The sequence below is a fragment of the Sanguibacter sp. Z6_81 genome (assembly GCF_057180625.1).
In genome coordinates this window covers 150676-172488 of record NZ_JBXUFV010000002.1, presented here as the reverse complement: position 1 = coordinate 172488, position 21813 = coordinate 150676, and the positions used below count along the sequence as shown (strand labels likewise).

At 70.2% G+C, this 21813-nt stretch carries 20 protein-coding genes; 5 read left to right on the top strand and 15 right to left on the bottom strand.

Annotated elements, in window-relative coordinates; genetic code table 11:
• Nucleotides 1–25: 25 nt before the first annotated feature.
• The 6 genes from AC2AXK_RS05750 to AC2AXK_RS05725 all read right to left on the bottom strand — a co-directional run bounded on the left by AC2AXK_RS05750 (nt 26) and on the right by AC2AXK_RS05725 (nt 5158).
• Entirely contained in the window at nt 26–817 is a 792-nt protein-coding gene (locus tag AC2AXK_RS05750) for a pseudouridine synthase (RefSeq protein WP_484344399.1), read from the bottom strand.
• Nucleotides 818–1510: an SMC-Scp complex subunit ScpB gene (scpB, locus tag AC2AXK_RS05745; RefSeq protein ID WP_484344398.1), complete on the bottom strand. Its 693-nt coding sequence runs from the start codon at nt 1508–1510 to the stop codon at nt 818–820.
• Complete coding sequence (locus AC2AXK_RS05740) at nt 1503–2327, bottom strand: segregation and condensation protein A (RefSeq protein ID WP_484344397.1); 825 nt, start codon at nt 2325–2327, stop codon at nt 1503–1505. Before AC2AXK_RS05740 ends, scpB begins: the two co-directional genes overlap by 8 nt.
• Nucleotides 2311–3126 carry a ParA family protein gene (locus AC2AXK_RS05735; protein ID WP_484344902.1) on the bottom strand — a complete coding sequence of 272 codons (816 nt, stop codon included), beginning with the start codon at nt 3124–3126 and terminating at the stop codon, nt 2311–2313. The genes AC2AXK_RS05740 and AC2AXK_RS05735 overlap by 17 nt, the downstream gene beginning before the upstream one ends.
• 149 nt (nt 3127–3275) lie before the next feature.
• Nucleotides 3276–4205, bottom strand: coding sequence for a site-specific tyrosine recombinase XerD (gene xerD / locus AC2AXK_RS05730; protein WP_484344396.1), 930 nt, complete (start codon nt 4203–4205; stop codon nt 3276–3278).
• 20 nt (nt 4206–4225) lie between these two features.
• Nucleotides 4226–5158: a heme o synthase gene (locus tag AC2AXK_RS05725; RefSeq protein ID WP_484344901.1), complete on the bottom strand. Its 933-nt coding sequence runs from the start codon at nt 5156–5158 to the stop codon at nt 4226–4228.
• A 378-nt stretch (nt 5159–5536) separates the two neighbouring features.
• Between AC2AXK_RS05725 and tkt the strand changes: the two genes are divergently transcribed.
• The 5 genes from tkt (at nt 5537) to pgl (ending at nt 12439) form a co-directional block, all read left to right on the top strand.
• The gene (tkt, locus tag AC2AXK_RS05720; protein ID WP_484344395.1) at nt 5537–7714 is read left to right on the top strand and encodes a transketolase; all 2178 of its coding nucleotides are present in this window, start codon (nt 5537–5539) and stop codon (nt 7712–7714) included.
• Nucleotides 7715–7788: 74 nt separating this feature from the next.
• The gene (gene tal, locus AC2AXK_RS05715; RefSeq protein WP_484344900.1) at nt 7789–8985 is read left to right on the top strand and encodes a transaldolase; all 1197 of its coding nucleotides are present in this window, start codon (nt 7789–7791) and stop codon (nt 8983–8985) included.
• Between the two features lie 136 nt (nt 8986–9121).
• Nucleotides 9122–10663, top strand: a complete 1542-nt coding sequence (zwf, locus tag AC2AXK_RS05710) for a glucose-6-phosphate dehydrogenase (protein ID WP_484344394.1) — start codon at nt 9122–9124, stop codon at nt 10661–10663.
• Nucleotides 10664–10715: 52 nt separating this feature from the next.
• Complete coding sequence (locus AC2AXK_RS05705; protein ID WP_484344393.1) at nt 10716–11639, top strand: glucose-6-phosphate dehydrogenase assembly protein OpcA; 924 nt, start codon at nt 10716–10718, stop codon at nt 11637–11639.
• Nucleotides 11636–12439 (top strand): 6-phosphogluconolactonase, encoded by an 804-nt coding sequence (gene pgl / locus AC2AXK_RS05700; RefSeq protein ID WP_484344392.1) that lies wholly within the window; start codon nt 11636–11638, stop codon nt 12437–12439. Before AC2AXK_RS05705 ends, pgl begins: the two co-directional genes overlap by 4 nt.
• Before the next feature lie 75 nt (nt 12440–12514).
• On the opposite strand, the gene AC2AXK_RS05695 is transcribed toward pgl, so the two are convergent.
• The 9 genes from AC2AXK_RS05695 to uvrC all read right to left on the bottom strand — a co-directional run bounded on the left by AC2AXK_RS05695 (nt 12515) and on the right by uvrC (nt 21728).
• Nucleotides 12515–12868 (bottom strand): RNA polymerase-binding protein RbpA, encoded by a 354-nt coding sequence (locus tag AC2AXK_RS05695; protein WP_484344391.1) that lies wholly within the window; start codon nt 12866–12868, stop codon nt 12515–12517.
• Nucleotides 12869–12905: 37 nt separating this feature from the next.
• The gene (secG, locus tag AC2AXK_RS05690; protein ID WP_484344390.1) at nt 12906–13151 is read right to left on the bottom strand and encodes a preprotein translocase subunit SecG; all 246 of its coding nucleotides are present in this window, start codon (nt 13149–13151) and stop codon (nt 12906–12908) included.
• 180 nt (nt 13152–13331) lie between these two features.
• Nucleotides 13332–14126 carry a triose-phosphate isomerase gene (tpiA, locus tag AC2AXK_RS05685; protein ID WP_484344389.1) on the bottom strand — a complete coding sequence of 265 codons (795 nt, stop codon included), beginning with the start codon at nt 14124–14126 and terminating at the stop codon, nt 13332–13334.
• A 32-nt stretch (nt 14127–14158) separates the two neighbouring features.
• Nucleotides 14159–15361: a phosphoglycerate kinase gene (locus AC2AXK_RS05680; RefSeq protein ID WP_484344388.1), complete on the bottom strand. Its 1203-nt coding sequence runs from the start codon at nt 15359–15361 to the stop codon at nt 14159–14161.
• Between the two features lie 127 nt (nt 15362–15488).
• Complete coding sequence (gap, locus tag AC2AXK_RS05675) at nt 15489–16493, bottom strand: type I glyceraldehyde-3-phosphate dehydrogenase (protein ID WP_484344387.1); 1005 nt, start codon at nt 16491–16493, stop codon at nt 15489–15491.
• Between the two features lie 228 nt (nt 16494–16721).
• Nucleotides 16722–17702 (bottom strand): DNA-binding protein WhiA, encoded by a 981-nt coding sequence (whiA, locus tag AC2AXK_RS05670; protein ID WP_484344386.1) that lies wholly within the window; start codon nt 17700–17702, stop codon nt 16722–16724.
• Nucleotides 17703–17766: 64 nt separating this feature from the next.
• On the bottom strand, nt 17767–18741 hold the full coding sequence (locus AC2AXK_RS05665; protein WP_484344385.1) for a gluconeogenesis factor YvcK family protein: 975 nt from the start codon (nt 18739–18741) through the stop codon (nt 17767–17769).
• Nucleotides 18742–18747: 6 nt separating this feature from the next.
• A complete protein-coding gene (gene rapZ, locus AC2AXK_RS05660) occupies nt 18748–19686 on the bottom strand; it encodes an RNase adapter RapZ (RefSeq protein ID WP_484344384.1) in 939 nt (312 codons plus the stop codon).
• Nucleotides 19683–21728: an excinuclease ABC subunit UvrC gene (gene uvrC / locus AC2AXK_RS05655; RefSeq protein WP_484344383.1), complete on the bottom strand. Its 2046-nt coding sequence runs from the start codon at nt 21726–21728 to the stop codon at nt 19683–19685. Before uvrC ends, rapZ begins: the two co-directional genes overlap by 4 nt.
• Nucleotides 21729–21813: the final 85 nt, after the last annotated feature.

Below are 21813 nucleotides of genomic sequence, written 5' to 3'. Positions count from 1 at the left end.
GGTCAGGACGAAGGACGGGGGCGGCTCAGAGGTCGACGTCGGCCATGAGGGTGCCGAGCTCGGTCTGCCCGAGGACCCGGACGCTCCCCGGGCGCAGGTCGCCCAGGCGGATCGGGCCCACGCGCGTGCGCACGAGACGCGTCACCGGGTAGCCCACCGCGTCGAACATGCGCCGGACGATCCGGTTGCGACCCACGTGGAGCTCGACCTCGATGAGGCTCGCGTTGGGCGAGACGTCGACGAGCTTGTAGCGGTCGACCTTCGCGATGCCGTCCTCGAGCTCGACGCCGTGCAGCATCGTGTTCGCGAGGTTGCCCGGGACCCGTCCCTCGACGCTCACGAGGTACGTCTTGACGATCTCGTACTTGGGGTGGGCGAGCCGGTTGGCCAGCTCACCGTCGTTCGTCAGGAGGATGAGCCCTTCGGACTCGGCATCGAGACGCCCGACGTGGAAGAGGCGCTCCTTGCGGTCCGCGACGTAGTCCGCGAGCGTGGGACGGCCCTCCGGGTCGTGCATCGTCGAGACGACGCCCGCCGGCTTGTTGAGCACGATCGTCACCATGGACGTGTCGAGCTGGATGCGCAGGCCGTCGACGTGCACGACGTTGCGCGTCGGGTCGATCCGCACGCCGAGCTCGTGGACGGGTACGCCGTCGACGACGACACGGCCGCTCGTGATGAGGTTCTCGCACGCGCGCCTGGACCCCAGGCCGGCCGTGGCGAGCACCTTCTGCAGTCGCACGCCGTCCGGCACGTGGACGTCGCGGGGCGGCTCTTGCGGTCGGGCGGGCTTGCGGCCGCCGCGGGTGTTGCTCATCTACTTCTCCTCCAGGTCAGGCACGTCGGTTTGCTCGGTGAGCCGTTGCGGCCCGGGTCCCGCTCCACGCCCGCGGGCGTGGAGGTCGTCGGCCCAGTCGAGGGCGTCGATCTCCGGCAGGTGCGGGGCCAGAGCGGGCAGGTCGTCGAGCGAGGTAAAACCCATGCGCTCCAAGAAGTATCCCGTGGTTCCGTACAGCACCGCACCACTGGACGGGTCGGAGCCGGTCTCCACGACGAGTCCGCGCGCCAGGAGCGTGCGCATGACGCCGTCGACGTTCACGCCGCGCACCGCCGAGACCTGGCCCCGCGTGACGGGCTGCCGGTACGCGACGACGGCGAGCGTCTCCAGCGCGGCATGGGACAGCCGTGCGGCCTGCCCGTCGACGATGAACTGCTCGACGACGTCCGCGTGGGCCGCGGCGGAGTAGATGCGCCAGCCACCTCCCGCCTCGCGCAGCTCGAAGCCCCGGACCCGGACGGACCCCGCCGGGGTGCGTCCGCGGTACTCCTCGGCGAGGCGCACGAGGACGGCCTCGACGTCGACCGTCGGCAGCCCGACGACCGCAGCGAGCCGTGCCGCCGGCACCGGCTCGTCGGCCACCATGAGCACCGCCTCGATCGCTGCGAGCACCTCGTCCGCGACGTCTGCGGCTCCCCCGTCGCGGACGCCACCGTGATCGACGTCATGCACCGGCGGTCACCTCCACCGGCAGGTCGAAGTCCCCGACGACGTCGACAGCTCCCACGGCGGAGCCCGTCCACCGCACCGTGAGCTCGCCGAGCGCCGTCTCCTGCTCGAAGGCGACCACGCCCTCCCGGAACAGCTCGAGCAGAGCGAGGAACCGGGCGACGACGACGAGCACCGACCCCGCGTCGGCGACGAGATGGTCGAACGTCGCCCCGCCGAGGGCCCGCAGTCGCTCGACGACGCCGTCGGCCTCGTCGCGCACGCTGACGGTCGGGGCGTGCAGGTGCTCGACGTCGACCTCGGGGAGCACCCGCGGCGCGAAGGCGGCGTTCGCGAGCGCTGCCAACCGCTCCGGCGTCAACGTCCACACGAGCTCCGGGAGCACCGCGGCGAGGTGCGGCTCGAGCGGGACGGCGCGCGCCACGCGCCGGCTGCTGTCAGCCATCCGCCCGGCGAACACGGCGGCGAGCTGCTTGTACGCGCGGTACTGCAGGAGCCGCGCGAAGAGCAGGTCCCGGGCCTCGAGGAGCTCGAGGTCCTCCGCGTCGTCGACGTCGCCCGCCGGCAGCAACCGGGCAGCCTTGAGGTCGAGGAGCGTCGCGGCGACGACGAGGAACTCGCTCGTCGTCCCGAGGTCACGGTCGCCCGCACGCAGGTAGGCGATGAAGTCGTCGGTCACCCGCGCGAGCGCGACCTCGGTGATGTCCATCCTGTGCTTGGCGATGAGCGAGAGCAGGAGGTCGAACGGACCGGTGAAGTTGTCGAGCCGGACCTCGAAGCCCCCCGCGGGTACCGCGGGCGGCTCAGGCGGCGTCGCCACGGGCGACGAGCTCGCGCGCCAGCTGCCGGTACGCGATCGCACCGGCGTGCGTGGGCGCGTACGTCGTGATCGGCTCGGCCGCGACCGACGAGTCGGGGAACTTCACCGTCCGACCGATGACCGTGTGCATGAGGGTGCCGCCGAACGCCTCGTGCACCCGGCTGACGACCTCGCGAGCGTGCAGCGTGCGGGGATCGAACATCGTCGCGATGATGCCGTCGATCTCGAGGCGGGGGTTGAGGCGGTCCCGGACCTTCTCGATCGTCTCCACGAGCAGCGCGACCCCGCGCAGCGCGAAGAACTCGCACTCGAGCGGGATGAGGACCCCGTGGGCCGCCGTGAGGGCGTTGACCGTGAGCAGCCCGAGCGACGGCTGGCAGTCGACGAGGATGACGTCGTAGTCGTCCTGGACCGGACGCAGCACCCTCGCCAGCACGGACTCGCGGGCGACCTCGCCGACGAGCTGCACCTCCGCGGCGGACAGGTCGATGTTCGCGGGAAGCACGTGCAGCCCGGGAACCCCGGTCGGGACGATGGTCTCGTGGATGTCCGCCCGGCGCTCCATGAGGAGGTTGTAGACCGTCTGGTCGAGCTCGTGCGGGTTGACCCCGAGCCCCACCGACGCCGCACCCTGGGGGTCGAAGTCGACGATGAGCACCCGGCGGCCGTACTCCGCGAGGCTCGCGCCGAGGTTGATGGTCGTCGTCGTCTTCCCGACGCCGCCCTTCTGGTTGCACATCGCGATGATCCGCGCCGGTCCGTGGCTCTCCAGCGGAGCGGGGACGGCGAAGTCCGGCATCGGACGTCCGACGGCGTCGAACGTCTGATCACTGGTCTCTGTCGGGGCCTGGCTCGTCACGCGTTCACGCTACCGCAGCCTGGGCGCAGCGTGGCCGGAACGCGCCGGAGCGAGGAGTGTGAGGTCCGTCCCCGGCATCGCGGGCGCGCTCAGGCGAGGGCTCGGGGGTGGGACTGGACGTAGACCTCGCGCATCGCGTCCGGGGTCACCATCGTGTACACCTGCGTCGTCGTCACCGACGCGTGCCCGAGGAGCTCCTGCACGACGCGGACGTCGGCCCCGCCCTGCAGCAGGTGCGTGGCGAACGAGTGCCGCAGGGTGTGCGGCGAGATGTGGTCGGCGCCCGGGAGCCCGGCGCGTTCGGCACAGGACCGCAGCACCGCCCACGCGCTCTGCCGGCTCAGTCGCGTGCCCCGGGTGTTGAGGAACACCGCGGGCGTGCCCCGACCGTTCGCCGAGAACACCGCGCGGGCCCGGACGAGGTAGGCCTCGAGGGCCTCGACGGCGTAGGAGCCCACCGGGACCACCCGCTCCTTGCTGCCCTTGCCCAGGAGCCGCACGGAGGCGGCGCCGGGCGCGAGGTCGAGGTCGTCGACGTCGAGGTTGACGGCCTCGGAGATGCGCGCACCCGTCGAGTACAAGAGCTCGAGGAGGGCACGGTCGCGCAGCTGCGCCGGCCCGTCCCCCTCACCCGCCGCGTCGAGCAGGCGCTCGACGTCGTGGGTCGAGATCGCCTTCGGCAGACGCTTCGGCTGGTTCGGACGGCGGACCGCCGCCGTCGGGTCCGCCGCAGCCACGCCCTCCGCGACGCAGAACCGGTGCCAGCCCCGCAGCGCTGCCAGGCTGCGGGACGTCGACGCCGCGGACAACGGTGCCCGTCCGTCGCTGCCCTCACGCACGGTCGTCACGTACCGCTCCACGAGGTCCGGGGTGACCTCGCCCACCGGCGTGCCCGAGGCGTCGAGGAACTCCACGTAGCGAGTCAGGTCGCGCCGGTAGGCCGCGACGGTGTTGGGCGAGCTGCCGCGCTCGACCACGAGGTGGTCGAGGTAGACCTGCAGAGCGGCGGCGGACGTCACGGCAGTGAACCGCTGTGCCGTCAGAAGGGCAGGAAGACGTCGACGGCCACCGCGGTGAACAGCAGCGTGAGGTACGTGATCGACCCGTGGAACACACGCATCTCGGCGAGCTTGCCCCGCTCGGGATGCTGGGCGCGGCGGTACATGCTCAGGCAGTCGTAGGTGAACCATGCGCCCAGGACGACCGCGGCGACCGTGTAGAACCACCCCATGTCCTCGAGCGGGACGAGCGCGAGCGAGCAGGCGACCATCGCGAGGGTGTACGCGATCATCTGCCGCGCGACCTTCGTGTTCTCCGCGACGACGGGCAGCATCGGGACTCCCGCGGCTGCGTAGTCGCGGCGGAACTTCATCGACAGCGGCCAGTAGTGCGGCGGCGTCCAGAAGAAGATGACGAGGAAGAGAGCCAGTGCGCCCCAGCTGAGCTCGCCCGTCACGGCCGACCAGCCGATGAAGACCGGCATGCACCCCGCGATGCCGCCCCAGACGATGTTCTGGGGTGTGCGTCGCTTGAGGATCATCGTGTAGCCCACGACGTAGATGAGGATCGCGCCGGCCGTCAGCAGCGCCGAGGCGACGTTCACCACGAGCGCGAACCAGCCGAGCGCCAGCGCACCCAGGGCGAGACCGAAGACGAGCGCCTCGCGCGGGCTCACCTCCCCGGTGACGAGCGGTCGCCGCTTCGTGCGGTTCATGACCTCGTCGATGTCGCGGTCGAGGTAGCAGTTGAGGACGTTGGCCGAACCGGCCGCCGCAGTACCCCCGACGAGGGTCGCGAGCACGAGCCACAGCGAGGGCAGACCGTCCGCGGCGAGGATCATCGTCGGGATGGTCGTCACGAGCAGCAGCTCGATGATGCGCGGCTTCGTCAGTGCGACGTACGCACCGACCTTGCTGCGCGGGGCGGGTGCGCCTGCTGCCCGGACCGACGCGTCGTCGCGTCCGTCCGGCAGGGAGGGCGTGGCCTGGGTCGATGTGTGCACGCGGGGCTGGGTTCCGTTCTGCGTCCGAGGGAAGGCAGTGTCGAGCTGTGCGCGCGCGGCCGGAGCGCGCGGATGCCTGGGAGGACTCCGACCATGGTACGTCCCCGGAGCGTTCTCACGGCGGGGCCCGGCCCTCCGTGCGCTGTGAGATGCGTCGTCCCTGCGTGGGTTCCCGCGTGGGTCCGCGCGTGCGTCACCCCGTGGACACTCCCCCGGCGCGCGGGCAGGAACGGATAGGGTGGACGGAGCAACTGCGTGCCAGCGTGGGCCGCAGTTGCCTGAGGAACTCGTGACAAGAATGTCCACGACTGATTCCGGCGGGCTCGCGCCCCGGAGAAATGAGGTTCGGTGAACGCGTTCGCTCCCGCAGAGCAGCCCTTCGACTGGTCAGAGCTCGACGACCGTGCGGTGAAGACCATCAAGGCCCTCGCCGCAGACGCGGTCGAGAAGGTCGGCAACGGACACCCGGGGACCGCGATCTCCCTGGCCCCCGCCGCGTACCTCCTCTTCCAGAAGGTCATGCGCCACGACCCGAGCGACTCGCAGTGGGTCGGCCGCGACCGCTTCGTGCTCTCCGCCGGGCACTCGTCGCTGACGATCTACCTCCAGCTGTTCATGGCCGGTTACGACCTCAACCTCGACGACATCAAGTCGCTGCGCACGTGGGGCTCACGTACCCCCGGCCACCCCGAGTACTCCCACACCGACGGCGTCGAGATCACCACCGGGCCGCTCGGCCAGGGCCTGGCCTCCGCCGTGGGCATGGCGATGGCCGCGCGCCGTGAGCGCGGTCTCCTCGACCCCAACGCCGCGCCGGGCGAGAGCCCGTTCGACCACTCCGTGTTCGTCATCGCCGGCGACGGAGACCTCCAGGAAGGCGTGACGAGCGAGGCCTCGTCGCTCGCCGGCCACCAGCAGCTCGGCAACCTCGTGGTCATCTACGACCAGAACCACATCTCCATCGAGGACGACACCGACATCTCGTTCAGCGAGGACGTCCTTGCCCGGTACGAGTCCTACGGCTGGCACACCCAGCGCGTCGACTGGACGCAGGGTGGCACCGGCTACGTCGAGAACGTCGAGGAGCTCGCCGCGGCACTCGCCGCCGCGAAGTCCGAGACCGGCAAGCCGTCGATCATCGCGCTGCGCACCGTCATCGGCTGGCCGTCGCCGAGCAAGCAGAACACCGGCAAGATCCACGGCTCCGCGCTGGGGACCGACGAGGTCAAGGGCCTCAAGGTCGCCCTCGGGCTCGACCCCGAGGAGTCCTTCGCGGTCGCGGACGACGTGCTCGCGCACGCCCGGTCGGTCGGCGAGCGCGGCGCTAAGCTGCGCGAGCAATGGTCCGTCGGCTTCGAGGCGTGGAAGGACAGCAACCCCGAGGGCGCCGCGCTCCTCGAGCGTCTGACGACCCGCACCCTCCCCGCAGGCTGGTCCGACGCCCTCCCCGCGTTCGAGGGCGGCAAGGACGTCTCGACGCGTGCCGCGTCCGGCAAGGTCCTCACGGCCCTCGCCCCCGTCCTTCCCGAGCTCTGGGGTGGGTCCGCGGACCTCGCCGAGTCCAACAACACGACGATGGAGGGCGAGCCCTCCTTCATCCCGGTCGAGCACGCCACGAAGGCCTGGATCGGCAACGAGTACGGGCGCACGCTGCACTTCGGCATCCGCGAGCACGCGATGGGCGCGATCCTCAACGGGATCGTCCTGCACGGTGGCACCCGCGCCTACGGTGGCACGTTCCTCGTCTTCTCCGACTACATGCGCCCGGCGGTCCGCCTCGCGGCTCTCATGCGCATCCCGTCGACCTTCGTGTGGACCCACGACTCGATCGGTCTCGGCGAGGACGGCCCCACGCACCAGCCCATCGAGCACCTCGCTGCGCTGCGGGCCATCCCGGGCCTCGACGTCATCCGCCCCGCGGACGCCAACGAGGTCTCGTGGGCGTGGAAGACGCTCCTCGAGAACAACGACCGGCCCGCCGGTATCGTCCTCACCCGCCAGAACGTCCCCACCTACGTGCGCGGCGACGGCGCGGCGACGGACGAGACGTTCGCGTCGGCCGCAGGCGTCGCGCGCGGTGCGTACGTCCTCGTGGACGCAGCGAACGGTGAGCCGGACGTCATCCTCGTGGGCACCGGCTCCGAGGTGCAGCTCGCCGTGGCCGCTCGCGAGGCGCTCGCTGCCGACGGTATCCAGGCGCGCGTCGTCTCGATGCCCTGCCGCGAGTGGTTCGACGGGCAGGACGCCGAGTACCGCGAGTCGGTCCTGCCGGCATCCGTCAAGGCGCGTGTCTCCGTCGAGGCAGGCATCGCCCAGGGCTGGCGCGAGATCGTCGGTGACGCCGGGCGGTCCATCAGCATCGAGCACTACGGCGCGTCGGCCGACTTCAAGACGCTGTACCGCGAGTTCGGCATCACCGCCGAGACCGTGGCTGCCGCAGCCAAGGAGTCGCTCGCCGCAGCAGGCTCCGCCTCGCCGGGAGCGGCACCCACGCCCTCCGAGGGCGGGACGGGCGACCAGAAGTAAGCAGTGACGACGGGCGGGCCCACGGGCCCGCCCGTCGTGCATTCCCCAGACGTCCAGCACCGTAAGGAGAGGTCATCGTGGCATCAGCAGACACCACCCCGGTCCAGTCCCCCGCGACCGTGCAGCTGTCCGAGCAGGGAGTTGCCATCTGGCTCGACGACCTCTCCCGGGAGCTCATCGCCACCGGCGAGCTCGCCACGCTCGTCTCCACCCGCGGCGTCGTCGGTGTGACGACGAACCCGACGATCTTCGCGAGCGCGCTCGCGAAGGGCTCGCAGTACGACGCGCAGCTGACCGAGCTCGGTGCTCCGGCCGACGACGAGGAGCTCACCCAGGACGTCTGGACCATCGTCACCCAGGACGTGCGCGACGCCTGCGACATCCTGCGCCCCGTCTACGACGCGACGAACGGCGAGGACGGTCGGGTCTCGATCGAGGTCGATCCCCGGCTCGCACGGGACACCGACGGGACGGTCGCGCTCGCCCACGAGCTCTGGACGTCGGTCGACCGCCCGAACCTCTACATCAAGATCCCCGCGACGGTCGAGGGGCTCCCCGCCATCACCGCCGCCATCGCCGCCGGGATCAGCGTGAACGTCACGCTGATCTTCTCCCTCGAGCGCTACCGCGCGGTCATCGACGCCTACCTCGCCGGGATCGAGCAGGCCCTGGCGGCGGGGCGGGACGTCAGCGGAATCGGCTCGGTCGCGTCGTTCTTCATCAGCAGGGTCGACAGCGGGGTCGACGCCAAGCTCACCGAGATCGGCAGCGAGGCGGCCAACGAGCTGCGCGGCCAGGTGGCCATCGCGAACGCACGGCTCGCCTACGAGGTGCACGAGGAGACCCTCGCGAGCGACCGGTGGGCCCGGCTCGCGGCGGCCGGTGCACGCCCGCAACGCCCCCTGTGGGCCTCCACAGGTGTGAAGGACCCCGCGTACCCGGACACGCGGTACGTCACGGAGCTCGTCGCGCCCGGCGTCGTGAACACGATGCCCCGAGCGACGCTCGAGGCCGTCGCCGACCACGGCGAGATCACCGGGGACACCATCACGGAGACCTACCTCGAGTCACGCGAGATCCTCGACAAGCTCGCGATGGTGGGGGTGAGCCTCGACGACATCACCCGCCAGCTGGAGGACGAGGGTCTGTCGAAGTTCGTGACGAGCTGGACCGAGCTCCTGGACACCGTGCGCGAGGGCCTCACCGATCCCTCCTCGCCCGTCTCCCCGGGCGGACCCAACGCATCCGAGGGCCCCGGCGCCTCATCCTGAGACACCCCGCCCGCGCAGTCGTCCCCTGCTGTAGAACAGCACCGAGGTGCGCGAGCCGGTCCCGCCGGTGCGCACGCAGGTCAGATCCGCAGTGCCTCGTCCAGGGGCACGTGCGAACCAAGAGATGTGAGATCACGTGAGCCCCGCACCCATCACTGCCGAGTCCAACCCGCTCCGCGACCCCCGAGACCTGCGTCTGCCGCGCATCGCCGGCCCGTGCGGACTCGTGATCTTCGGAGTCACCGGAGACCTCGCGCGCAAGAAGCTCATGCCCGCCGTCTACGACCTGGCGAACCGCGGCCTGCTCCCGCCGGGGTTCGCGCTCACCGGGTTCGCCAGGCGCGACTGGGAGGACCAGGACTTCGCCGAAGTCGTCCACGACGCGGTGAAGACCTACGCGCGGACCCCTTTCAAGGAGTCCGTGTGGAAGCAGCTCGCCGAAGGCATCCGGTTCGTCCAGGGAACCTTCGACGACGACGCCGCATTCGAGCGGCTGGCCGAGACGGTGCACCAGCTCGACGTCGAGCGCGGCACGGGTGGCAACCACGCCTTCTACCTCTCCGTGCCACCGAGCGCGTTCCCGATCGTGTGCAGGCAGCTCGCGCGGTCCGGCCTCTCAGAGTCCCCCGAGGACGCGTGGCGCCGCGTCGTCATCGAGAAGCCCTTCGGGCATGACCTCGCGAGCGCCCAGGAGCTCAACGACGTCGTCTCCGAGGTGTTCCACCCCGACTCCGTGTTCCGGATCGACCACTACCTGGGCAAGGAGACGGTCCAGAACCTGCTCGCGCTGCGGTTCGCGAACCAGATGTACGAGCCCATCTGGAACGCCAACTACGTCGACCACGTGCAGATCACCATGGCCGAGGACATCGGCATCGGTGGTCGCGCCGGGTACTACGACGGCATCGGCGCTGCCCGGGACGTCATCCAGAACCACCTCCTGCAGCTCCTCGCGCTCACGGCGATGGAAGAACCGGTCTCGTTCAGCGCGAACGACCTCATCGCCGAGAAGATCAAGGTGCTCTCGGCGATGCGGCTGCCCGCCGACCTCGACGCCCATACCGCTCGCGGCCAGTACAGCGCCGGGTGGCAGGGCGGCGAGGAGGTCGTCGGCTATCTCGAGGAGGCAGGGACCGACCCCGAGTCCGTGACGGAGACCTTCGCAGCGATCCGCATTGACATCGACACACGTCGATGGGCGGGTGTCCCGTTCTACCTGCGCGCCGGCAAGCGTCTCGGCCGACGCGTCACGGAGATCGCCGTCGTGTTCAAGAGGGCGCCCCACCTACCGTTCGAGTCCACCGCGACGTCCGAGCTCGGCAAGAACGCCATCGTCATCCGGGTCCAGCCCGACGAGGGCGTCACGCTGCGGCTCGGTGCGAAGGTGCCGGGCACCGCGATGGAGGTCCGCGACGTGACCATGGACTTCGGATACGGGCACGCGTTCACCGAGTCCTCCCCCGAGGCGTACGAGCGGCTCATCCTCGACGTGCTCCTGGGCGACCCGCCGCTGTTCCCCCGGCACGAGGAGGTCGAGCTCTCCTGGAAGATCCTCGACCCCATCACCGCCCACTGGGAGAGCGCAGGCCGCCCCGACCCCTACCGCTCGGGAAGCTGGGGCCCCGCGTCGGCCGACGAGATGCTCGCACGCGACGGCCGGGCCTGGCGTCGACCATGAGGCCGACCCTGCCCGCCGACGTGACCGCACCACTGCTGAGGGAGAACCGCACGTGATCATCGACATGCCGCAGACGACCGTCGGAGCAGTCGGGAAGCGGCTCATCAAGCTCCGCGAGGAAGGCGGTGCCATCGCCCTCGGACGCGTCCTCACCCTCGTGATCATCGGCCACGAGGACGACATCGAGGAATCGATCGACGCCGCGAACGACGCGAGCCGTGAGCACCCGTGCCGCATCGTCGTCATCGCGACGGACGAGAACCGCCCGACCAACCACCTCGACGCGCAGATCCGCGTCGGCGGGGACGCGGGCGCGAGCGAGGTCATCGTGCTCCGCCCGTCGGGTCCCCTGTCGGCGCACCCCGACACCCTCGTCATGCCGCTCCTGCTGCCCGACGCGCCGATCGTGGCGTGGTGGCCGAACGAGCTGCCCGAGAGCCCCTCCGACGACCTCGTCGGCGCCATGGCGCGGATCCGGATCACGGACGCGATGAACCGGCCCGACCCGTGCGCCACGCTGGCCACCCTCCGCGCCAACCACCGCCCGGGTGACGTCGACCTCGCGTGGACACGCATCACCGTGTGGCGCGGGCTCATCGCGGCCGCGCTCGACCAGCCCCCGTTCCAGCCCGTCGAGTCCGTGATCGTCGAGGGCGACGAGTCACACCCGTCCGTCGACCTGCTCGCTGCGTGGCTCGGGCACCGGCTCGACTGCCCCGTCACGCTCAACCGGCGGCCCGAGGCCCAGGCGATCACGCGGGTCGTCCTGCGGCGAGCGTCCGGCGAGATCATCATCGACCGTCCCGAGGGCCACATCGCGACGCTCACCCAGCCCGACCAGCCTGTCCACCGCATCTCGTTGCCCGTCCGCCAGCTCCGCGAGTGCCTGTCCGAGGAGCTTCGCCGGCTCGACCCGGACGAGGTCTACGGTGAGGTGCTCAGCCGCGGTCTCGACGCGGCAGTGGTGGGAGCATGACCGGGCACCGGCTCGTCGTCGTCCACCCGTCGGCCGACGTCCTCGCGGAGGCCGCTGCGGCGCGACTGCTCACCCGGATCCTTGACATCCAGTCGGTCCGGTCGCCCGTGCACGTCGTCCTCACGGGTGGGACCGTCGGCATCAAGACCCTCGCCGCCGTCCGCAGCAACCCTGTGCGCGACGCCGTCGACTGGACCGGCGTGCACCTGTGGTGGGGCGACGAGCGGTTCCTGCCCGCGGGCGACCCCGACCGCAACGAGACGCAAGCGCGCGACGCGCTCATCGACGCGCTGCAGACGCTGCCCGCGGAGAACGTCCACGCGATGCCTGCCGCGGACGGCGAGCGGACCCCGCAGACCGCTGCCGAGGAGTACGCGAGGGAGCTCGCGCGCCTCGCAGAAGCAGGTGCGTCGACGCCTGCATTCGACATCACTCTCGTGGGCATGGGCCCGGACGCCCACGTGGCGTCGCTGTTCCCCGGCAACGCTGCGCTCGCCGTGACCGGCCAGCCCACCACCGGGGTGCTCGACTCCCCCAAGCCGCCCGCTGAGCGCGTCTCCCTGACGTTCGAGGCGCTGCGCGCCTCCCACGAGGTGTGGGTGGTGGCCGCGGGGAAGGACAAGGCGCCTGCGGTCGCCGCCGCACTCGGCGGAGCGGACATCGAGGTCGCCCCGATCACGGGCGCCGTCGGTGAGTACCTGACCCTCTGGCTCGTCGACACCGCTGCAGCGTCGGCGCTGCCGACGCCCACAGGCGGCGGTGGGACAGCATCTGACGGAGCCACCAGTTCCGACATCTAGGCGACAGGTAGTCGGCGCGCCGGCTCGGACAGGTAGGCGGCGCGCCGCTGAGCGGCGATCAGCCCCCGCTCAGCGTCAGATCCGCCCTCCGCGGCGGGCGCGCAACGCGGAGAGGGCTTCGTCGAGAAGGGCCTCCCCGTCGGCCTCGCTCCGGCGCTCCTTCACGTACGCGAGGTGCGTCTTGAAGGGCTCGTTGCGCACGGCGGCGGGCGGGTTCTGCGCGTCCGGGCCAGCGGGCAGCCCGCACTTCGGGCAGTCCCACTGCTCGGGCACCTCGATCCCGGCCTCCGTCGAGAAGCTCGGCCGAGTCTCGTGCTGCTTGGCGCAGAAGTACGAGACGAAGAAGCGTGGCGCAGTATCACCACGCTCTGCCTCACCCAACGGCCCTGCACCGACTCGCGATCCTCGGATCGCACTACCACCAGCCACTTTGACTCCTCAGTGCGCGGTGAACGGCCGTAAGGCCCTAGGACCCGACCTTGATCATGAGACCCAGCAGGACGACGGTGGCGAACCACACGAGGGCGAACCCGATCGTGATGCGGTTGAGGTTGCGCTCAGCAACCCCCGAGCTGCCGACGCTGCTCGACACCCCGCCGCCGAACATGTCCGACAGCCCGCCACCCTTGCCCTTGTGCATGAGGATCAGCAGGATGAGGAAGAGGCTCGTGAGGACGAGGATGATCTCGAGGGAGATGCGCAGGATGTCCACAGGTTCGTTTCGTTCCTCTAGCTCGCCGGGCCCGCGAGTGGGACCCGTGATGTGTGGCACCGCTGGCGCCGAGGTCAAGAGTAGGCCAAGATGCCGGCCGCAGGCCACAGGCCCGCCAGAACCGTGCGATTCCGACGGGCCTGCGGCCGGGGGCGACGCGCACCGGGGTGCGCGCGCCCATCAGCTGGCGGCGTGAGCCTGGTAGCGGGCGATCTTGGCGAACTCGTCCGCATCGAGGCTGGCTCCGCCGACGAGCGCGCCGTCGACGTCCTGCTCCTTCATGAGCTCGGCGATCGACGACGACTTCACCGAACCGCCGTAGAGCACGCGGACCGCGTCGGCCACCTCGGCCGAGTACAGCTCGGCGAGACGAGCCCGGATCGCGCCGGCAACCTCCTGCGCGTCCTGCGGGGTCGCGACCTCACCGGTACCGATGGCCCAGACGGGCTCGTAGGCGATGACGACCTTCGCCGCATCCTCGGCGCTCAGCCCGGCGAGAGCACCGTCGACCTGCGCGAGGGTGTGCGGCACCTGCTCCCCGGCCTTGCGCACCTCGAGCGCCTCGCCGACACAGATGATCGGGACGATGCCGTGGCTGAGCGCAGCCTTCGCCTTGGCGTTGACGAGAGCGTCGTCCTCGCCGTGGTACTGGCGGCGCTCGGAGTGACCGACCGCGATGTACGTGACGCCGAGCTTCTCGAGGAACACGGCCGAGATCTCACCCGTGTACGCACCGGACTCGTGCTGGGACACGTCCTGCGCCCCGTAGCTGAGCTCGAGCTTGTCGGCGTCGACGAGGGTCTGGATGCTCCGGAGGTCGGTGAACGGTGCGAGCACCGTGACCTCGACCGCCGAGTAGTCGTGCTTGCCGTCCTTGAGCGCCCAGGCGAGCTTCTGCACCAGGTGGATCGCCTGGTGGTGGTCCTGGTTCATCTTCCAGTTGCCCGCGATGAGCGGGGTACGCGTGCTGGCCATGGTGGAATCCTTCGTGGTGTGGGGGGCGACGCTCATGCGTCGAGGACGGCGATCCCGGGAAGCGACTTACCCTCGAGGAACTCGAGGCTCGCCCCACCGCCGGTGGAGATGTGGCTGAACGCACCCTCGTCGAACCCGAGGATGCGCACCGCTGCCGCGGAGTCTCCGCCGCCGACGATCGTGAACGCGCCGTTGTTCGCGGTCGCGTCGACCAGCGCCTGCGCGATCGCCCGGGTCCCACCGGAGAACGCCTCGAACTCGAAGACGCCGGCCGGACCGTTCCACACGACGGTCTTCGCATCAACGATCTTCGATGCGAAGAGTGCCTGGGAGTCGGGACCGATGTCGAGGCCGATCATGCCGTCGGGGATCGCGTCAGCAGGCACGACGGTGGCCGGCGAGTCCGCCTTGAACTCCGGTGCCACGACGATGTCCGTCGGCAGGACGATCTCGACGCCGGCCTCCTCGGCCTGCGTCAGGTAGCCCTTGACCGTCTCGATCTGGTCAGCCTCGAGCAGCGAGTTGCCGACCGAGTACCCCTTGGCCGCGAGGAACGTGAAGACCATCCCACCACCGATGAGCAGACGGTCGGCCTTGGTGAGGAGGTTCGCGATGACGCCGAGCTTGTCCGAGACCTTCGAGCCACCGAGGACGACGACGTACGGGCGCGCGGGGTCTTCCGTCGCCTTCTTCAACGACTCGACCTCCTTGAGCACGAGCGAGCCGACCGCCGACGGCAGGACGCGCGCGACGTCGTAGACGGACGCCTGCTTGCGGTGCACGACTCCGAAGCCGTCGGACACGAAGGCATCAGCGAGCTTCGCGAGGTCGGCGGCGAGCGACGCACGCTCGGCGTCGTCCTTCGACGTCTCCCGCGGGTCGAAGCGGATGTTCTCGAGGAGTGCGACCTCGCCGTCCTTGAGCGCCGCGACCGTGGCCGTCGCTGACTCGCCCACCGTGTCGGCCGCCAGCGTGACGGGGACCCCGAGGAGGTCACCGAGACGTGCAGCGACGGGTGCGAGGGAGTACTTCTCCTCGGGAGCGCCCTTGGGGCGACCGAGGTGCGCGGTCACGACGACCTTGGCGCCCGCGTCGACGAGCGAGCGGAGCGTGGGGAGCGCGGCGCGGATGCGGCCGTCGTCGGTGATGGTCGTGCCGTCGAGCGGCACGTTGAAGTCGGAGCGGACGAGCACGCGCTTGCCGCGCAGGTCGCCGAGGTCCTCGATCGTCTTCATGGGTTCTCCAGGTGGTGGGTGCGGACACAGATACGTCCGCGTGAGTGACCCTCGCCAGACGGCTGGTACTCACGCGGACGCATCATGGGGTTCGGGTCAGGACCCGAGTCGCTTCGCTAGGCGAAGCTCAGAGCTTCTCGCCGACGAGGACCGTGAGGTCCACGAGGCGGTTGGAGTAGCCCCACTCGTTGTCGTACCAGGAGACGACCTTGACCTGGTCGCCGATGACCTTCGTGAGGCCGGCGTCGAAGATGCTCGAGGCCGGGTCCGTGACGATGTCGGAGGAGACCAGCGGGTCCTCCGTGTAGACGAGGATGCCCTTGAGAGGGCCCTCGGCGGCAGCCTTGATCGCGGCGTTCACCGACTCCACGGTGACCTCCTTGGAGGCCGTGAAGGTGAGGTCCGTCGCCGAGCCTGTGGGCACGGGGACGCGGAGCGCGTAGCCGTCGAGCTTGCCCTTGAGCTGCGGGAGCACGAGCGCCACGGCCTTGGCCGCACCGGTCGACGTCGGGACGATGTTGACCGCGGCCGCACGCGCACGACGGAGGTCCTTGTGGGGGCCGTCCTGGAGGTTCTGGTCACCCGTGTAGGCGTGGATCGTCGTCATGAGGCCACGCTCGATGCCGAAGGCCTCGTCGAGGACCTTCGCCATGGGCGCGAGGCAGTTCGTGGTGCACGACGCGTTCGAGATGATGTGCATCGTCTCGGGGTTGTAGTCACCCTCGTTGACGCCGATGACGAACGTGCCGTCCTCGTTGCTCGCGGGAGCCGAGATGATGACCTTCTTCGCGCCGGCCTCGATGTGGGCCTTCGCCTTCGTCGCGTCCGTGAAGAATCCGGTCGACTCGATGACGATGTCCGCACCGAGCTCGCCCCAGGGGAGCTTGGCCGGGTCGCGCTCGGCGAGTGCCTTGATCTTCTTGCCGTCGACGGTGATGGAGTCCTCGTCGTAGCTCACGTCCGCAGCGAGACGACCGAGCACAGAGTCGTACTTCAGCAGGTGGGCCAGCGTCTTGTTGTCCGTGAGGTCGTTGACACCGACGATCTCGATGTCCGTCCCGGCAGCAAGAATGGCGCGGAAGAAGTTACGTCCGATGCGGCCGAAGCCATTGATTCCGACGCGGATGGTCAAAATACCCTCCTCAGGTCGCGCCGGATGGTCCGACGCACACAATTGTTGACAAAGTTTCACGTACGCCGACGTACGCTGATCCCTACCGTCCGGAGCCATGCGCCGTCGCACCGAGGCCCTGTGGCCTGCCGCGGGCGCTGGTCAACCGGACGACTCGAGCCTATACCCCCGCGGGTCGTCGTGTGAGGACGATCGTCCCGATGAGACGGGGTGGATGCACAACCATCGTCAGAGATCGAGAAGATCCGCGCTGAGGCCCGCCTCGGTATCGGGAATTCCGAGGTCCTGAGCTCGCTTGTCCGCTGTCGCGAGCAGCCGACGAATACGTCCGGCCACGGCGTCCTTCGTCAGCGGTGGGTCCGCCAGCTGCCCGAGCTCCTCGAGGGATGCCTGCTTGTGCGCGAGGCGGAGCTCGCCCGCCTCCCGCAGGTGCTCGGGCAGATCGGGGCCGAGGATCTCGAAGGCACGCTCCACGCGAGCACCCGCCGCGACGGCCGCCCGGGCGGAACGCCGCAGGTTCGCGTCGTCGAAGTTCGCGAGACGGTTGGCGGTCCCGCGGAACTCGCGGCGCAGGCGGCGTTCCTCCCAGACGACGACGGCCTCCTTCGCACCGAGCCGTGAGAGCAGCGCCCCGATGGCCTCGCCGTCACGGATGACGACGCGGTCGACCTCCCGGACCTCCCGGGCCTTGGCCGAGATCCCGAGGCGGCGTGCGGCACCCACGAGAGCGAGCGCGGCCTCCGGCCCCGGGCACGTGACCTCGAGCGCGGACGACCGCCCGGGCTCGGTGAGGGAACCACGCGCGAGGAACGCGCCACGCCACGCGGCCTCTGCCTCGGCGGTCCCGGCGGAGACGACCTGGGGCGGCAACCCTCGGACCGGGCGGCCGCGGCTGTCGAGGAGCCCTGTCTGGCGCGCGAGGGACTCACCGTCCTTGACCACCCGGATGACGTACCTGCTGCCACGTCGGATCCCGCCCGCCGAGACGACGATGATCTCGCTCGTGTGGCCGTAGACGTCAGAGATCGCCTCGCGGAGTCGCCGTGCCGCGATCGCGGTGTCGAGCTCGGCCTCGATGACGATGCGACCCGAGATGATGTGCAGCCCTCCGGCGAACCGCAGCATCGCGGCGACCTCGGCCTTGCGGCACGACGTCTTGTCGACCTTCAACCGCGCGAGCTCGTCCTTCACCTGTGCCGTCAGCGCCATGTGCCCAATCCTGCCACTGCTCCTGCGGGGCTCGGTGCGGATGCGTGACCACCAGCGTGAGCAGTCACCGTGTCACCGTCCCCACGTCACCGAGAAATCGGTCGAAGACGTCCCGGTACGCCGCGGCGAGCCGCAGGTCGTCGTGCCGGGGCGTGCCGTCACCCCTGCGGACCTGCCGCATGAGCAGCGTCGCGCCCATGTTCTCCACCTCTTGCAGCAGCAGCTCAGGGTCCTCGACGGCCGACGGGTCGGCGATCACCGCATCGATGTGCAGATCGGGCGCGTGCCGGTAGAGCGCGCGCAGGTGCTCGATCGTCGTCATGCCGAGCGTCTCGTCGGTCTCGCTCGCGAGGTTGAGGGTGAGGCACCTGCGCGCGGTGGTGGCGTGCAACGCCTCAGCGAGCGCAGGGACGAGGAGGTGCGGCATCACGGAGGAGAACCATGACCCTGGACCGAGGACGACCCAGTCCGCGGCCATGAGCGCCTCGACGGCCTCGGGCCGCGCCGGCGGGTTGTCGGGGACGAGCCGGATCCGCTCGACCCTGCCGGCCGCCGAGGCGACCTGCGACTGTCCGACGACCGTGACGACACCACCGTCGATCGCGACGTCGGCCTCGATCGACAAGGGGACGGACGCCATGGGCAGCACCCGGCCGCGGGCGCCGAGGAGACGTCCGACCCAGTCGAGGCCTTCGACGCAGTCGCCGAGGAGCTCCCACAGCGCGACGATGAGCAGGTTCCCGACCGCGTGCTGGTCGAGATCGCCGGAGGACGTGAAACGGTGCTGGAGCAGGTCCCGCCACGTGCGGCCCCACTCGGAGTCGTCGCACAGCGCGGACAGCGCCATCCGGAGGTCCCCCGGCGGGAGCACACCGAGCTCCTCACGGAGACGACCGGAGGACCCACCGTCGTCGGCGACGGTGACGATGGCCGTGAGGCGGTCGGACATGAGCCGGAGGGCGGAGAGGCTGGCGGACAGGCCGTGGCCACCACCGAGGGCGACGACCGCAGGGTTCTGTCCGCTCGTGCTCGGCGGCACGGGCGGCTACTCCTTTCCGAGGTCGCGAGCGGTCACCGCGACCCGGTGCCCACGTTCGCGCAGCCTGCGGGCGATCTCCTCGCTCGCGGCCACCGAACGGTGCTTGCCGCCCGTGCACCCGATCGCGAGGGTGACGTACCGCTTCTCCTCGTGGAGGTACCCCGCGAACACCGGCTCGAGCGCCTCGAGGTAGCGGTCGATGAACTCTGACGCTCCCGGCAGGCCGAGCACGAAGTCCCGCACGGGCTCGTCCCGGCCGGTGAGGTGCCGCAGCTCGGTGATCCAGTAGGGGTTGGACAGGAAGCGCATGTCGACGACATGGTCCGCATCGAGCGGGATCCCGTACTTGAACCCGAACGACAGGACGTTCACCCGCAGCGCCTCGGTGGTGCCCTCCGCGACGGACTTGCGGACCTCGCGCGCGAGGTCGTGGACGTTGAGCTCGGACGTGTCGATGATGACGTCGGAGCGTTCCCGGATCGCCCGCAACAGCTGCCGCTCGACACCGATCCCGTCGAGGATCCGGCCGTCACCCTGGAGCGGGTGCGGTCGCCGGACCTGCTCGAAACGCCGGACGAGCACCTCGTCGGACGAGTCCAGGAACAGGATGCGGTACGGGATCGCTCGCTTGCGGAAGCGCGCCAGGACCTCAGTGAGGTCGTTGAAGAACTCCCGGCCACGGACGTCCACGACCGCGCCGACCCGGGTGATCGCCGATCCCGTCCGCGTCATCATGTCGACGAGCGGCACGAGCATCCTGGGCGGCAGGTTGTCGACGACGTACCAGTCGAGGTCCTCGAGCACCATCGCGGCCCGGGAGCGGCCCGCCCCGGACATCCCGGTGATGATGAGGACCTCGCTCTCCTCAGGTGCGGCAGGGTGTGTCGTCGCCTCGACCTGGGGGATCCCCTGCGGGACGGTCATGGGTGCCGGTTCGCTGCTCATGCGCCCAGCATGCCAGGTCGGTCCGCGGTGGACCGCTCCTCGCCGGACGGTTCCACCGCTACCGGGCCCTGCTGCGGCGCGAGCGCGGCCACGACGGCCTCAGCGGTGCGCCGCCCCATGCCCGGCACCGACTCGATCTCCTCGGCCGACGCCGCACGCAGGCGCTTGAGCGACCCGAAGTGCCGCAGCAGCGCGGCCTTGCGGGCAGGCCCGAGGCCGGGGATGTCGTCGAGCGCCGAGACAGTCATCCCCTTGCTGCGCTTCTTGCGGTGCGCCGAGATCGCGAACCTGTGCGCCTCGTCGCGGACGCGTTGCAGGAGGTAGAGGCCCTCGGACGACCTGTTGAGGATCACCGGGTAGTCGTCACCCGGCACCCACACCTCCTCGAGGCGCTTGGCGAGTCCGCACAGCGCCACGTCGTCGATCCCGAGGTCGGCGAGCGCGCGGGCGGCCGCGGCGACCTGGGGTGGTCCACCGTCGACGACGACGAGGTTGGGCGGGTACGCGAACCTCTTGCGCTCACCCTCCGGCTCTCCGTCGCTCGCGTCGGGGCCGACCTCTCCCCCGGGCATGTCCGCCTCGAGCTCACCGACGGCGATGCGGTCGGCGACGTACCGCCGGAACCGCCGGGTGATGACCTCGTACATCGCTGCGGTGTCGTCACGCGCACCGTCGCCGTCCGGGCCTCGCACGGTGAAGGTCCGGTACTCGCTCTTGCGTGCGAGCCCGTCCTCGAACACGACCATCGACGCCGTCTGGAACGTGCCCTGGGTCGTGGAGATGTCGTAGCACTCGATCCGCAGGGGTGCGGTCGCCAGACCGAGGGCCTCCTGGAGCTCCTGCAGCGCCTGGGACCGCGTCGTCAGGTCACCGGCCCGGCGGGTGCGGTGCAGCGCGAGCGCGTGCTCGGCGTTCTTGCGCACCGTCTCCGCAAGCTCACGCTTGTCCCCACGCTGGGGCACCCGGACGTCCACCTTCGCGCCTCGCAAGCCGCTGAGCCACGCAGCCACCTCTTCGTGGTGCGCGGGGAGCACCGGTACGAGCACCTCCCGCGGAACCACGCTGTCGGCCCTCGCCGCCTGCGCGTCACCACCGGCGCTCTCGTCCGCCGTGCCGTACACCTGCTGCAGGAGGTGCTCGACGAGATCGGCGTCCGTGACGTCCTCGACCTTCTCGACGATCCAGCCCCGCTGACCGCGGATCCGGCCGCCCCTGACGTGGAACACCTGCACCGCCGCTTCGAGCTCGTCACCCACGAGAGCGAAGATGTCCGCGTCGGTCGCGTCCTGCAGGACCACCGCGTTCTTCTCCAGTGCTCGCTCGAGGGCCTGGATGTCGTCGCGCAGGCGAGCGGCCTGCTCGTACTCCATGTTCTGGGCTGCCTGGTTCATCCGTTCGGTCAACCGTCGGACGAACGTCGCGGTCTCACCCGCCATGAACGAGCAGAAGTCGTCGGCGAGCGCACGATGGTCCTCGATGCTGATGCGCCCCACGCACGGGGCGGAGCACTTGTCGATGTACCCGAGCAGGCATGGCCGGCCCGACTGCTCGGCGCGCTTGTACACACCGGCGGAGCAGGTGCGGACGGGGAAGACACGCAGCAGCAGATCGAGGGTCTCGCGGATCGCCCAGGCGTGCGCGAACGGACCGAAGTATCGCGTGCCGGGTCGTTTGACGCCCCGCATGACCTGCGCGCGCGGCACCTTCTCGCCCATCGTCACCGCGAGGTAGGGATACGACTTGTCGTCGCGGTACTTGACGTTGAAGCGCGGGTCGTACTCCTTGATCCAGGAGTACTCGAGGGCGAGGGCCTCCACCTCCGTGCCGACGACGGTCCACTCCACGGAGGCCGCCGTCGTCACCATCGTCCGGGTGCGCTGGTGCAGGGCCGAGAGGTCCTGGAAGTAGCTCGAGAGCCTCGCTCGCAGGTTCTTCGCCTTGCCGACGTAGATGACCCGACGGTGCTCGTCACGGAACCTGTACACGCCGGGGGTCGTGGGAATCTCGCCCGGCGCGGGTCGGTAGGTCACTGGATCGGCCATGCCTTCGAGCCTAGTTGAGGCGTCCGACACCCAGCACAGGACCCCGTCGCCTCCGGGGCGGGAGCGGGTCCCGCTCGTCCGCGGT